13 protein-coding genes and 1 tRNA gene are annotated in these 13,750 nt (G+C 40.3%); 7 read left to right on the top strand and 7 right to left on the bottom strand.

All coding sequences use genetic code 11. The features are described from left to right. Positions 1-14: 14 nt before the first annotated feature. The 3 genes from H7844_09490 to H7844_09480 are packed head-to-tail and all read right to left on the bottom strand — an operon-like array spanning position 15 to position 1,967. Complete coding sequence (locus H7844_09490; protein ID MEO5357516.1) at positions 15-941, bottom strand: cell envelope integrity protein TolA; 927 nt, start codon at positions 939-941, stop codon at positions 15-17. Further along, entirely contained in the window at positions 941-1,342 is a 402-nt protein-coding gene (gene tolR / locus H7844_09485) for a protein TolR (protein MEO5357515.1), read from the bottom strand. The genes H7844_09490 and tolR overlap by 1 nt, the downstream gene beginning before the upstream one ends. Next, positions 1,323-1,967, bottom strand: a complete 645-nt coding sequence (locus H7844_09480) for a MotA/TolQ/ExbB proton channel family protein (GenBank protein MEO5357514.1) — start codon at positions 1,965-1,967, stop codon at positions 1,323-1,325. The genes tolR and H7844_09480 overlap by 20 nt, the downstream gene beginning before the upstream one ends. A 224-nt stretch (positions 1,968-2,191) precedes the next feature. Here H7844_09480 and H7844_09475 point away from each other — a divergent pair, with 224 nt between their 5' ends. The 7 genes from H7844_09475 (at position 2,192) to H7844_09445 (ending at position 8,429) form a co-directional block, all read left to right on the top strand. Beyond that, positions 2,192-2,725 carry a hypothetical protein gene (locus H7844_09475; GenBank protein MEO5357513.1) on the top strand — a complete coding sequence of 178 codons (534 nt, stop codon included), beginning with the start codon at positions 2,192-2,194 and terminating at the stop codon, positions 2,723-2,725. A 9-nt stretch (positions 2,726-2,734) separates the two neighbouring features. After that, complete coding sequence (locus tag H7844_09470) at positions 2,735-3,862, top strand: hypothetical protein (protein MEO5357512.1); 1,128 nt, start codon at positions 2,735-2,737, stop codon at positions 3,860-3,862. A gap of 48 nt (positions 3,863-3,910) precedes the next feature. Then, positions 3,911-4,318 carry an OsmC family protein gene (locus H7844_09465; GenBank protein ID MEO5357511.1) on the top strand — a complete coding sequence of 136 codons (408 nt, stop codon included), beginning with the start codon at positions 3,911-3,913 and terminating at the stop codon, positions 4,316-4,318. A gap of 47 nt (positions 4,319-4,365) precedes the next feature. Beyond that, positions 4,366-4,440, top strand: a tRNA-Val gene (locus tag H7844_09460). A gap of 64 nt (positions 4,441-4,504) precedes the next feature. Beyond that, entirely contained in the window at positions 4,505-6,481 is a 1,977-nt protein-coding gene (locus tag H7844_09455; protein MEO5357510.1) for a hypothetical protein, read from the top strand. Between the two features lie 195 nt (positions 6,482-6,676). Then, positions 6,677-6,856, top strand: coding sequence for a hypothetical protein (locus tag H7844_09450; protein ID MEO5357509.1), 180 nt, complete (start codon positions 6,677-6,679; stop codon positions 6,854-6,856). Position 6,857: 1 nt separating this feature from the next. Beyond that, positions 6,858-8,429, top strand: a complete 1,572-nt coding sequence (locus tag H7844_09445) for a hypothetical protein (GenBank protein ID MEO5357508.1) — start codon at positions 6,858-6,860, stop codon at positions 8,427-8,429. Between the two features lie 84 nt (positions 8,430-8,513). On the opposite strand, the gene H7844_09440 is transcribed toward H7844_09445, so the two are convergent. From H7844_09440 to H7844_09425, 4 genes are all read right to left on the bottom strand, one after another. Then, entirely contained in the window at positions 8,514-9,491 is a 978-nt protein-coding gene (locus H7844_09440) for a class II fructose-1,6-bisphosphate aldolase (GenBank protein MEO5357507.1), read from the bottom strand. 136 nt (positions 9,492-9,627) lie between these two features. Further along, a complete protein-coding gene (gene xth, locus H7844_09435; GenBank protein MEO5357506.1) occupies positions 9,628-10,416 on the bottom strand; it encodes an exodeoxyribonuclease III in 789 nt (262 codons plus the stop codon). Positions 10,417-10,525: 109 nt separating this feature from the next. Then, entirely contained in the window at positions 10,526-12,121 is a 1,596-nt protein-coding gene (locus H7844_09430) for a 5'-nucleotidase C-terminal domain-containing protein (GenBank protein ID MEO5357505.1), read from the bottom strand. 197 nt (positions 12,122-12,318) lie between these two features. Further along, on the bottom strand, positions 12,319-13,743 hold the full coding sequence (locus H7844_09425) for an NADH-quinone oxidoreductase subunit N (protein ID MEO5357504.1): 1,425 nt from the start codon (positions 13,741-13,743) through the stop codon (positions 12,319-12,321). Positions 13,744-13,750 lie beyond the last annotated feature (7 nt).

Below are 13,750 nucleotides of genomic sequence, written 5' to 3'. Positions count from 1 at the left end.
ATCCCCCATAATTATTAAAAATCATCCTTAAAATTTGCTCCAAATTCAAAATTATCATAAGGCGGCTGCGGCAAAGGAACTGACTTTGTTACAGCCGCAAGCGCCGAACGATCATAAAATACGTTTCCTGATTTTTTTTCCAGCTTTATGTTTTCGATTTGGCCGTTTCTCTTTATCGTAAAAGTAACCACGGCAAGCAGGCCTTTTTTCCCGGCCTCCGGATATACCCATCTCTTTTTAATATGGGCGCTTACAAGCACTGCATATTCATCTGAAATAACATTACCGGTTGAGGGCGCCGCACCCTCACCTGTGCCGGCTGGATGCTGCCCCTGCTTTGCCGCATTACGGCCTATATCCGCCACCGCTCTCTGCATTGCATGTTGTTGTATCTTTCTCTTAGCTTTTAATGCTGCTATACGCTCCTCTACTGAACCTATGTCCTCCTTAGACGTCTCCTTCTTTAGAGGTTTTTCATCCGGCTTTGGCGTATCCTTTTTCTCATTTGCTTTCTCCGTTTCTTTGGCCTTATCTTTTACTTTGGCCTTTTCAGGTTCCGTACCTTTGTCTTTTTCTAAAGTCTTCTCAGGTTTTTTTGTTTCCTTTTTAGCAGGCTTTTCCAGTTTTACCTCTTTTTTTACTTCCGGTTCTTTCAATTCAGTTTTGCTGGGTTTTTCCGGTTCCTTTTTAACCGGCCTTGTATCAGTATCCTCAACCTGCGGCTCAGGCTCCGGCTTTTTAACTTCAGGGGCCTTTACAGGCTCCCCCTTTGACGGTAAATTCTTAGCAGATGTTTTAAGCGCAGAAACAAGATTTACGGTATAAGCCTGTGGCATGTTAAACTGCGGCTGTCTCTTAACAACGTACATCAGCAACATAAAGGCTGCAGCGTGAATAATCAAAGATGCCAGTGCCGCTAACTGAATACTCGGTTGCTTCATTATTTTTCATTTACTTTAGGTTCTGTAACAAGGCCAAGCTTTTCTATTCCAGCCGCTTTTATTTCAGCCATTAACTCGGCTACACGGCCATAAGGGACGGTTTTATCAGCCTCCAGGTAAACATCAGGATTTATAGTGCTCACACTTTTAAGTTTATTTATCAGCGCATCTTCAGTCATTTTCTCCGTATTGAGGTAAAGCAACCCGTCCTTTTTTATTGTAACAGTGAATCTTTCCTGATTTGGAAGCGATGACCCTTTAGTCTTAGGCAGCTCAATATCAAGGCCTTGCTTCATCATCGGGGCGGTGACCATAAATATCACCAACAAGACCAGCATAACGTCAACAAGTGGGGTTACATTTATCTCCGAAAGGGCCGACCTACTTTTTTCTACTTTCAATAATTAGTCCCTCAAAAAAGGCTTGCAGATCCTCTGAAAAATCCTCCATCTCAACCATCATTCTTTTAGCCATGCTTAGATAGTAGTTATAACCAATAACAGCCGGAATTGCTGTTGCAAGGCCGGCGGCGGTTGTAATCAGAGCTTCCGCTATGCCGGGAGCCACCACGGCAAGGGAAGCCGACCCCGCAGCCCCTATACCCTTAAAAGCGTTCATAATGCCCCAAACCGTACCAAAGAGTCCGATAAACGGTGTGGTCGAACCGGTTGTGGCAAGGAAATTCAAATATCTTTCAAGACTTGCCGTTTCAAGCGCACCGTATCTGTTTAGTGCCCTTCTGATTCCATCAGGCCCTGATATATCCTTGTCCTCATACACTGCGGCGTAAATATTCGCTAGCGGACTTACCGTGCATGACCTGGCTAACTTATTTAATCCCCCAGGCTCTTTACCCGCTCTGAAGTATCTTACAAAATCCTGCGATTCTCTCTTACCCTTTGAAAAAAAACGCCACTTATAAATTATTATTCCCCATGAAACAACCGAAAACACCACAAGAGTCAGCATTACGCCCTTAACAACGTATCCGGCTTGCAAAATTAAATTTATAACAGTGTGTTCCATTCTAAACTAACTCTTAGTTTACAGAAATTAATAAATAAAGTCAAATTGATTTTTTTTAGTTTTAGATTTAAATTTGCTGAGAGAGCTGCTTTACTTTATTTAACAAAAACAGCCTGTTACATTTCCCTCATAGTTTTAGGCGCTTAAGTGTGTTGAGCTTAAAAAAAAGCTATTGACAAATTTTTTTTAACATAGTATAAAAGTAATGTGAGGAGGTATGAGAGATGGAATTTCTAAAAAAAACCATAGTATGTTGTATTATAGCTTTATTTATAATATTTCTTATGCCATGTGCCGGTCAGACAAGTAGTTCCGTTTATTATTATCTTCCTTTCTTATCAACAAATAGCGCAGTTGTTACTTACTGTATAGCATCAAACACATCTACATACAATGTGACAACGATGACATTTACAGTAATGGCATCTTCACATGCCGAGGCCTCTCAAACTGCACAGTCATTTTCTACCACATTGAATTTAGCTAAAGGTAGAACAATTCTCTTTTCCTTTAATGAACAAAAAGTGTATGTAGATAGTACATCTGCGATAGATATTTCCTCATATACAGGGACTAACAGTAACTACGGCGCTACTTTAAAGTTCCTCTCTACAACCGATAGCAGTATAAATTGTAAAAACATACTTTTGGCATGTTTTCAGGGGACCACTACTCCAAAGCGCAACATCGTGGGATATCTCTGTGAAGACGACAGTACCTCAGGGCCTGGAAGCAACTTTAACCTTATAGGTTATTAAAAGCCTCCAATGGCTGACGCAAGGCAAAAACAAAGATTTTTTTTATCAAAGACGCTTATTAAAGCATTTATTATAGTTTTTTTGTTATGTGTTTTAACTGAGTTAATCGTAAGTGCAGCTACTTATACAATAACTATTTATAAAACCGGCACTGGTACCGGCTCTGTCACCTCATCATCCGGCACCATCACATGGAGCGGAAATACAGGAACTATCTCTTTTGATAATTCCACAACTTCAGTTTATTTCACTCCGGCAGTGACCTCAGGTTCAGTCTTTGGCAGCTGGAGTGGATGCAGCTCAGTGGCAAGCTCCAACAACACTTGTACAGTTTCAATAGACTCCAACAAGTCCATCACTGCTAAATTTAACGGGGTTGATGTATATACTTTAACTGTCTATAAAACCGGTATAGGCAAAGGTACTATTGCAGATTCTGCAGGTAATTTATCTTTAAGTTCCGACAACGCTACAACCGACAACATTTCAACCTCCTATCAGTACAATGTCAATACAAACGTTTACCTCACAGCCACTCCAAAAAGCGCAAATTATATATTGTCCTATTGGGAGAACTGTGACAGCGTTTACGACAACGGAACCTGCGCCGTTACAATGTCGTCAAACAGGAATATATTGGCAAGATTTTCAGGGGTATATAACGTTACCTACACGTTTCCTTATGTCAGTGCACATGCCTCAGGAGTTATTTATTGTATTGTTTCCAATTTTTCTCAAGACAATGCTACAACGGACGGACTTGCCATTATGAGTGCACAGGATAGTGCCACATCACAGAAATATTATTATTTCCAGTCAAATTTGGCTCTCAGAAAAAAAAGAACTACATATCTTCTGTTTAGTTCCCGTGCTGCCGCCCTTGGTGACAACTTAACTACATCTGATAACGCCACAAATGTTAATTATTCATCAGAGATTTCAGAAGATGCCACATACAGTGTTAAGTTAAAATTCACATCAACGGGTGGACCGGGAATATCAGGTATAAGCTGTAAAAATATCCTTATATCATGCTTTCAGGGCACCACACTCCCTAAAAGAAATATTTTGGGATACACATGTGAAGATGACACCACAGCCGGCCCCGGCAAGAAAAACATTCTTATAGGATATTAGGCTTTCACACTTTGCATTTGTTAAAATTTATATATTTAAGGAGCGATTATGGAGATAAAAGTAAGTTTTGGAGAGGGAAAAATAGTAAAAGCAGAGTTTGGTGACTTTTTAGTACCTACGGACCAATCGGTAAAAAACGGTGGATATGGAACAGCACCGGAGCCCTTTATGTATTTTCTGTCCTCGATAGGAACTTGTGCAGGAATATATGTGCTTGGATTTTGCCAAAAAAACAATATTCCTACCGAAAATATTACACTTGTGCAGCGAAACGATTTTGCTCCTGACGAAAGCGGTAAAATAAGACTTTCCAGGGTATCCATAGTTATACAGGTACCACCGGATTTTCCTGAGAAATACTATGATGCGATAATCAGGGTTGCCGACCAGTGTGCTGTTAAAAAGACAATTATGTCACCCCCTGAATTTGATATTAAAACGGTGGTTCTTACATAAACAAATTGACATCCTGGTAATAAAAGGTGTAGAATTATCTCAGTCCGGGGCGATTAGCTCAGAGGTGGAGCGCTGCCTTCACACGGCAGAGGCCGCAGGTTCGAGCCCTGCATCGCCCACCATAGTTTAACGCTTGCTATAAATATTTAGTCAGAGGCTTTCACTGTTTGCCGGGTATAAAAAATCGTGAAAATAATAATCGCATTGAGCATAAGCCTGCTCTTTTTTTTCCTTGTAGTGCCTTTAAAATCAGGGGCTTATGAAAATCTTTTAATCAATGGCGGCTTTGAGGAAATAAAAGACAAGAGGCCTGCCGGGTGGAACGAGCTTTTTTGGCATTATAGAACCGGTACGGTATATACCTGGCTCTCCGGCATATCACCTTTTGAGAAAAGTCTTTGTTTAAGTCTGAAAAACATGGAATTCGGAGAGAGTCAGATTATTCAGCCGCTATGGGTTAGTTCCGCAACAGTTTATAAAATTACATGTATGGTAAAGGCAAAAGGAGTGAGTCCCTCAGGAGCAGGTGCATACGTAGGACTCAGAGAACGCCAAGTTGTAAAGCCCGGGGTTTTACCTGGAACTTTCGGCGATATGTATGGAAATTACAGGGCTGACGGCGGATACTCTGCTTATCTGTATGACTCATCTGATAAGTGGATTTCTCTGTCGGCAACAGTTAAAACCACTGAGACTCAAACAGGACTGTGGGCTGTCTTAGGGCTTGGCGCCTACGGGAGATTTTCAAAAGGTGAGGTGTTTTTCGACAACTGCTCTGTAACCATGGGTAGTGTCAGTGAGAAGAATATCTATTATTTTATGAGTAAAACTATCTCCAACTTTTTGACAATTTCAGGTTATGAAGCACGATTTGTTATTTATAATACAACCATAGGAGCGGTGTTTTTTGTAATATGTCTTTGGGGAATTAAAAACCGTTTTTCTATAAATGTTGCCGGACAGGCTTTAGATGTAGTGTTTTTGGCGGCTTTTGTATTGCGTATTTTGGTTACTTTTTATGTTGATGGGTATCCATATGATATAGAGTTGTTTAAAAAGTGGGCTCTTTATATTGGTGAAAAAGGACTCGGAAGTTATTATTCAGGTGAGATTTTTGCCGACTACCCTCCTATATATGTTTATGTTCTTTATGTGCTGCAATGGCTCAGGCGAATATTTTCGATTGCGCCGGATTCAAATTTGTTTATGGTGTTGTTGAAGATTCCGGCAATCACAGCTGATCTTTTATCAGGACTTTTAATTTATAAGACTGCTAAACAAAAGGGATTAGATTCATCCATGTCAGTTGTGCTTTCTTCACTGTATCTTTTTAATCCGGCAATTATAGTAAATTCCAGCGTATGGGGACAGGTTGATTCAGTGTTTACTCTGGTATTGGCTCTTGCGGTGTGGTTATTGGTAAACGGCAGGATTGAAAAATCAATAACTACCTTTACACTAAGCATTTTAATTAAACCGCAGGGACTTTTACTTACACCTGTATATCTGTGGGCTTTTATATATAGCAAGGACAAAATCAGGTATTTTTATTCATTTATTATAAGTATTATTTTGTTCTATGCGGCCTTTATACCATTTTATGGAAAAATAGACTTAATAGCGCCTCTAACGTATTTTGCCGGGAAATTTACTCAATACCCGTATGCCGTAAACAGTGCTTTTAATCTATATTCCTTGTTTGACGGCATGAGTGTACCGGAAGGAAGTGTTTTCTTTTTTGGTATCAGCTACAAAGCTGCAGGCCTTTTTATTGTTTTGACAGGTATTATTATTTCGTTGTACGCCTACAGCAACAAGAAGGATATAAATCAGGCTTATTTTACGGCATTTTTCTTATTTTCATTTTTTTATGTGTTTGCAACAAAGATGAATTCCCGCTATCTTTATCCGTCATTAATTTTTGCAATTTTTACCTTTATTACAACCGGAGATTTGAGGATAATGCTTCTGTACGCGTTTTTTTCTCTCTCTATGTTTGTCAATGATTCCCATATCCAGTATCTGTCTGTGCACAGTGTTTATCACGTTGAGTTTTTTACGCTTTTTATGAAAACCGTCTCCGCCTTAAATATAATTGCAGTCCTTTATCTTATTTATTTGTATCTGACTGAGGGTAGCTGCCGAGATGGTAAGAAAGTTTGATTTTATCAATTTTTACAACACTGTTACGATATTTTCTATGTATAATAAAGTAGCTGGTGACAAGAAATTTAGGTTTTGTGTAGAAAAACGAGGGGGTGAATTGACATTACATTATAAATTGTAATATAATCTCAAATTAACAAGTGATTTATGGAAAATAAACCGTATTAATTAATCAACGGCGGTGGAGGATTTATGGACGAGAGGGAGAAAGCAGAATTAGAGGATTTGGCAAAGAGAGCAAGTCAGTTGGCATCCTCAAAAGAGGGCAGAGCAAGCATAGAGGCAGTATTTAAACTTGCTGAGGATACTTCAGATGAACTTGAAAGAATGAGACGTATTGACCCTCAAATCCTTACAATGAGATTAAGGTAGGATGTCCCTTATATATGAAGTTGTTCCTTATAGAGTGGATGAATTGTGTAAGTTACTCTGCAATAGTTGTTTTGCCTCTGCTTCTGAAATCACAAGCAAACTACACATAGTTTATTTTGCAGAGTACTTTGATTATATCAAAGCAAAAACTATTGTCGTTGAATATGAATATATTGACAGGGATTTTTTAGAGGATTATGCCCGTTATTATGTAAAGTGTTTTAAAGATTACAAAAGAAAATGTAAGCGATTGCATTTTTTTAAAGAGCCGTTTTCACAGTCTGATTTTACTATATTCCTACAAGAACCTTCTGACTCATTTCGTGAAAAGTTGAACGATTCATATCTTGGTTTCATAGTAGTAAAACCACTGCCAAGGACAGTTATTGGGCGCACTTGCCTCACAACATATTCTGATGACAAAAGAAGAAAGTTTCCTTCAACTAGACGGTACACTATAAATCTTTTTGGTATAGCACTTAGTGTGGAAACACTTGCTTATCAGGAGCAGGACAGCGTAGCAGCAGCTTGTGCTACCAGTGCTCTGTGGTCAATTTTTCAAAAAACAGGCCGGATATTCCATCACCATATTCCTACTCCTATAGAGATTACAGAAACGGCAACATCAAATTTGCCGACTCAAAGCAGGAGTTTACCAAACGATGGCTTAAACATAGAACAAATGGCAGTAGCAATTAGAAATGTAGGCTTGGAACCACTCTTTGTAAGTGTTGACAATGAATACACTTTGAAAAGCACGATGTATTCATATTTGAAAGGTGGAATACCGCTGGCGTTTGTTGTGAGACTTGTGGACACATCCTCTAAACCAAATAAATATTACAGTTCTGATCTCCATGCTGTAGCTATATCAGGTTATAGTATTGGAAAGCCATCCCCAACACCCCATACTGGTTTTCTAACAATTGCATCTCAAATGGATAAGATTTATGTTCATGACGACCAGGTTGGCCCTTTTGCCAGAATGATAATTGATGGAATAAATGTAGAGATTGATATCGGTGATAATAAAACAGGAAGTTACTATAGTATTTCATCGTCATGGCGAGGAAAAAATAAAAAAGTAGGTTCGGTAAGAGCACTTCCTTTCGCTGTCCTGATACCTCTGTACCATAAAATCAGGATTCCTTATTCTTTTATTGAAACAATAATAATGAACTTTGATTTTTTTGTTGAATATTTAAGAAACGAAAAATATTTTTCACATAGTGAGCGCTTGAAATGGGATATCTTTCTTTCAACATCAAATGATTTTAAAAGATTGATTTTGCAGGAAGGTCTTTTAAAAGGTATCTATTTGAAAGATGTACTTACATGTCAAATGCCAAGGTTTATTTGGAGAGCATTGGCTTATATCGGTGACGCACCTGCAATTGAGCTAATATTTGATGCTACAGACATTGAACAAGGCGCCTTGCTGATAACCATAATTAAATACGATAAAATGTTCTACAATAGAATAAAGACAATTGTTACCCAGACTACAGTTAACGACATTATGCTTAATACTCAGTTACGGGTGATTGCCATGTGGTTTAATAAAAACCCCTAATTTCTGCAGTAGATCGAAATGATAATAAGAATAAAAAGCAAGGGAAAGGCAAAGCCTTCCCCTTGCTTTGTCTGTTACCTGAAACTAAGCCTTACCTGCGCTTCCTAATACATTTTCGTTTTTGTACTTAATCATCTTAATGAGTTCGTCTCTGGCCGGACCCAGGTACTTTCTGGGGTCAAACTCTTTAGGGTTTTCAGCAAACACTTTTCTGATTACTGCGGTAACGGCCAGTCGTCCGTCACTGTCTATGTTTATCTTACAAACGTTGGAGCCTGCGGCTCTTCTGAGTTGTGCCTCTGAGACGCCGACAGCGTTATCCATTTTTCCACCGTATTTGTTTATCATATCCACGTATTCGGGAACGACTGAGGACGCCCCGTGCAGGACTATTGGAAAGCCGGGAATTCTCTTCTGTATCTCCTCTAAAATGTCAAAACGCAGCGGAGGCGGCTCCTCACCGGGTTTTACCTTAAACTTAAAGGCACCGTGTGATGTCCCAATTGATATAGCAAGGCTGTCAACTCCGGTTTTCTTCACAAAATCCTCAACCTCTTCAGGCTTAGTATAATGGCTGACCTCAGACTGTACATCGTCCTCAATGCCTGCCAACACACCCAACTCTCCCTCAACCGTAACGTTGTTGGCGTGGGCATATTCCACAACCTTCTTGGTAAGGGCTACGTTTTCGTCATAGGGGTGGTGTGAGCCGTCTATCATCACTGAGGAAAACCCTGAATCCACACAAGACTTACAAAGCTCAAACGTATCGCCGTGGTCAAGATGAAGGGCTATGGGAATATTGCCGCCCATATCTTTCATCATCTCCACCGCACCCATTGCCAGATAGCGTAAAAGGGTCTGATTGGCATACTTTCTCGCTCCACTGGATACCTGAACAATGACCGGAGATTTAGACTCCACGCAACCAATTATTATGGCCTGAAGCTGCTCAAGATTATTGAAATTATAGGCCGGAACTGCATAGTGGCCTTCCATGGCTTTTTTAAACATCTCTTTGGTATTAACAAGACCAAGGTCTGTGTACTTCACTGCTCCCATGTTTCCCTCCGATTTAGAATTTTTACAATCTTAAAAGATTGACACAATTTTCAAATCAATATTAATTAATAAACAGGTGTTTTGTCAAGTTTATACGATTCAGGATTTCACCTAAAAATTTAATACCAAGTTGCACTCATACCAAGTATAAGTCAAAATCTGCGATAAGCGGTGCATGGTCTGAGGGTTTAAGGGTTTTCTTCCTTCGCGGCCAAACATCAACCTCAACAGAGAGTAAACTTTTAATTAAATCTTTTGTGGCAAATATATAGTCAATCCTGAATCCCTCATCTTTCCATATGGCAGCACCGTATGCCCACCATGTGTATTGTCTGACATCTGGATGCAAATGCCGGAATGTATCAACCATGCCGAACTCTGTAACCCTTTGTAACGCCGCTCTTTCCTCCGGCATGGCTGCTACTGCATCATTGTAGAGAGCTGGATTATAAATATCAATATCGCCTGCGGTTATATTAAAATCACCCGCAATCAGAATATTTTTCTTATCTGCCGTCTCCGCCTCCATGTGATTCATAAGAGCCCTGTACCAGTCTAATTTATAATGGTACTTTTCAGTGCCGCGCACATCACCATGAGGGGCATAAACATTTATGATTCTAACAGTGCCGATATCTGCTTGGATAATTCTTTTCTGGGATTCCGGTGTGTCATGGAGAAATCCTTTTTTAACATTGACAATTGGGAGTTTTGAACATATTGCCACGCCGTTGTAAGCTTTTTGGCCGAAGGTTTCACAGTGGAAACCAAGGGAGTTGAAGAAATCATGAGGAAATGCCTCATCCACAGTTTTCAGCTCCTGAAGGCAAAGCACATCAATATCGTTTTGGCGCCTCTTCAACCACTCAGCAAGTAGCTCAAGGCGCACCTTTACGGAGTTTACATTAAATGTACATATCTTCATGGTTGTCTTTGCTCACTAGTGTTATACCAAGCTGCCTGAAGGCTGCCCTTTTTTAGGCCACAGGGGCTTATTCTTTCTTTTACCCACTTAAAACGTGAAAGAGCCATCTTTATCTTATTGTAATTCGTGGTTTTTGGGGATTGCATATTTCTTTCAGCATTTTTACGTACTCAATGAAAGTTTCGCTGTCGGTAAAGCCTGTATCAGTGCTGTATGAGGAGACAGATAGTAGGTTAACCATCTTGTTGTCATGTTTAACCTTAAAATAATCGCCGCCGCCGGCAAGGTAGTTACTTGTGGCTATCCGATATATTCCGTCCATCTCCATTGGTTCTGTTTTAGTGCCTGTTGCCGGAGAGATTTCAATATTTGATACCCGCTGCCCGGCAGGTTTTTGTAAGTTTATAGTAAATGTAAACCCTGAGATATACATAAAGGGAGGTGGTTTTGATTTATCAGCGTAGAAGCTTATCATATTCTCAAGGGCCTCCTTAAACTCACTGCCTTTAACGTCTAATACATATATTGTGTTATTAAAGGGCATTATTGTGTAGATATCCCCAATGCTGACATCCCCTTTTATTAAACCTGCACGCACGCCTCCGCCGTTAACTATGGAGAGCCGTGTGTTTAAGTTGTGTGTCCTGTACAGAAAGCTGTCGGCTATATGCACCCCGGGGCCCTTGTCGTTTCCTCTGGGCATATTTTCCAGAGCTGTTGCCACAATGGTTTTCTTAAGAGACTCCAGAGGTTTTTGGTAATTATCAAGTTTATTTTTTGCTGATGGAGTTTCTGTAAAACTCACAAACTTTGTAACTCTTAGTTTACTGTTTGCCTCTGTTGTCAGATTATCAAAAGTCTCCATGTATGGTTTTTCATCATTAGCGGGACTCAAAAGCATAATGGGTGAGGGCTCATAAGCCATGATCTCTCCGCCGCTATTAAAAAACACTTTTATAAAACCCAGCTGCTTTGCATGTTCCCAACTCTGAAGCACCAGCACCAGATTACCGTCTTTGCCCTTAATCTCCTTAGGGTAACGGTCTGCCGGCCAAAACCCATAGTTTATAAGCCCTTCTTCACCTAAAAGCGTATGTGAATGCCCTCCCACTATAATATCTACTCCTGAGATTTTTTCTGCAAGTTTAAGGTCAATGTCATAGCCAACATGTGTCAGCAGGATTATTATATTAATACCCTTGCTTTTTAGTTCCGATACATAGCGCTCCGCCGTCTTAAACAGATCATCGAACCTTATCTTCCCCCCTGGACTTGATAACTGCGCAGTCTCAACCGTTGTAAGTCCAACTACTCCCACTTTCCCGCCGTTTATTTCAAATACCCTGTAAGGCTCAATAAGCCCTGCTAAGTTTTCCTCGTTAGAAACGTCAGTGTTTGCCGACACTACTGTAATGCCTTTGCCGTCCTGTGATTTTAATGATCTCAGAAAATTTGCCAAAACCTGAGGCCCTCTGTCAAACTCATGATTGCCCACAGTGGTAGCGCTTAGAGCCATGAAGCGGTAAAAATCACTGTCGGCGGCGCCCATGTACTTAGAGAAGTAAAGTGTGCCGGTAAATGTATCACCGGCATGAAGAAAAAGAAGATTTTCGTGCTTATTCCTTAAATACTCAATAGCACCACTTAGGCGGGTAAAACCGCCAAGACCGACGACAATCTCAGACTTATTATATTTAAGTGCCACCTTTGCCGGCTCCAAATGAGCGTGTGTATCGTTTATGTGGGCAATGGAGAGACAGTAGGCCTCTGCAGGGGAAATATTCTGAGCACTTTGCTTTGAAACTTCAGCACTACTGCATGACAAAATTGTAAGTAAAAAGAATACTGCAGATAAAGAAAGAAAGCGTCTGACCGGAGGGTATTTAAAACCGGTCAACAACTTCATTGGATAAAAAGTGCTGATTTTGCAAACTCAAGGAATTTACCTGGGAATATTCCGATTACAACAACCATAGCTGCAGAGACAGCCAGTGCTACCTTCAAATACAACGAATCAGAAACAGCCGTTTCCACCTCAGGCTCCTTCATATACATAAACATTACCACCCGGAGATAGAAAAACGCCGATATCACACTTATTAAAACCGCCACTGCCGCAAGTGTTATATAACCCCTTTGAATGAGAGCGGTAAAAATATAAAATTTTCCAATAAAACCTGCTGTTGGAGGTATCCCTGTAAGTGAAAACATAAAAACCATCATAAGCATTGCTACCGCAGGGTGTGTTTTAGCCAGCCCCAGATAATCCTTTAACTCATCACCGATAAAATTCCCCGTCCTCAGCATAATAACCACTGCAAATGCTCCCACATTCATAAACATGTAAATGAGCATGTAGTTCATGGTGGCACTAAGCCCCTGGGAGGTTGCCGCAATGATACCAAGGAGAGCGTACCCGGCATGGGCTATTGATGAATACGCAAGCATTCGCTTAATGTTGGTTTGTGATATTGCAAGGACGTTACCAACAATCATAGTGGCAACAGAAATTGGAATAAGAAGTTTTACCCATTCAATCTGTAAATAATAAAGAGCCACAAAGAAAACTTTACCGACAATAGCAAACCCTGCCGCCTTTGGCCCAACTGACATAAATGCGGTAACACTTGTCGGTGCCCCCTCGTACACATCCGGGCTCCACATATGAAACGGCACTGCCGCTATTTTAAACCCCACTGCTGCAACAAACAGAGCCACAGAAAATAAAAGGAGCGGTTTTGCTCCATCAGGTCCCATGGCAATCACTGAAGTTGCAATTTTGTTGAAATCCAGTGACCCCGTGGATCCATATAGCAGTGAAACAGCAAAAAGTAAAATAGCCGTTGAAAATGCCCCAAGTAAAAAGTACTTTATCGCCGATTCCGTGGATTTTGTGTCGCTTCTTAAAAAACCGCACAAAACGTAAATACTCAAAGACATCAGCTCAAGCCCCAGATACAACACTATCAGATTCCCGGCAGAGGCAATAGACATCATTCCAATGGTGGCAAACACCAGCAGGGCATAGTACTCGCCGTGGAGAGCTTTCTCAGTTTCAAGGTACTTGACGGAAATCAGGGTTGATAAAAGAAGGTTTATGATGAAAATGGTTTTAAAGAAATTACTGTAAGAGTCCGCCACGTACATACCGTCAAAAAGGATTCCTGTTGAACTCTTAATAAAATAGAAAGCAATAATTGCTCCTGTAAGCGTAACAAGCGCAAGTATCTCTTTTTTCCCTGTTATAACATCCAACATAAGAAGTAAAAGGCCCAGCACAACTAAAACCAGCTCCGGCACCATCGGCATTAAATTTGGAAATGTCATTCTACCT

Source organism: Nitrospirae bacterium YQR-1, from assembly GCA_039908095.1.
Classification (GTDB): Bacteria; Nitrospirota; Thermodesulfovibrionia; order Thermodesulfovibrionales; family Magnetobacteriaceae; genus Magnetomonas.
Note: the sequence above shows the minus strand (reverse complement) of the source record. Positions and strands in the feature narration are given on the sequence as shown.

Coding starts and splice junctions, on each gene's coding strand:
- H7844_09465 (MEO5357511.1), top strand. CDS start 3,911: ATGGAGATAAAAGTAAGTTTTGGAGAGGGAAAAATAGTAAAAGCAGAG.
- xth (MEO5357506.1), bottom strand. CDS start 10,416: ATGAAGATATGTACATTTAATGTAAACTCCGTAAAGGTGCGCCTTGAG.
- H7844_09445 (MEO5357508.1), top strand. CDS start 6,858: ATGTCCCTTATATATGAAGTTGTTCCTTATAGAGTGGATGAATTGTGT.
- H7844_09440 (MEO5357507.1), bottom strand. CDS start 9,491: ATGGGAGCAGTGAAGTACACAGACCTTGGTCTTGTTAATACCAAAGAG.
- H7844_09450 (MEO5357509.1), top strand. CDS start 6,677: ATGGACGAGAGGGAGAAAGCAGAATTAGAGGATTTGGCAAAGAGAGCA.
- H7844_09425 (MEO5357504.1), bottom strand. CDS start 13,743: ATGACATTTCCAAATTTAATGCCGATGGTGCCGGAGCTGGTTTTAGTT.
- H7844_09475 (MEO5357513.1), top strand. CDS start 2,192: ATGGAATTTCTAAAAAAAACCATAGTATGTTGTATTATAGCTTTATTT.
- H7844_09470 (MEO5357512.1), top strand. CDS start 2,735: ATGGCTGACGCAAGGCAAAAACAAAGATTTTTTTTATCAAAGACGCTT.
- H7844_09480 (MEO5357514.1), bottom strand. CDS start 1,967: ATGGAACACACTGTTATAAATTTAATTTTGCAAGCCGGATACGTTGTT.
- H7844_09490 (MEO5357516.1), bottom strand. CDS start 941: ATGAAGCAACCGAGTATTCAGTTAGCGGCACTGGCATCTTTGATTATT.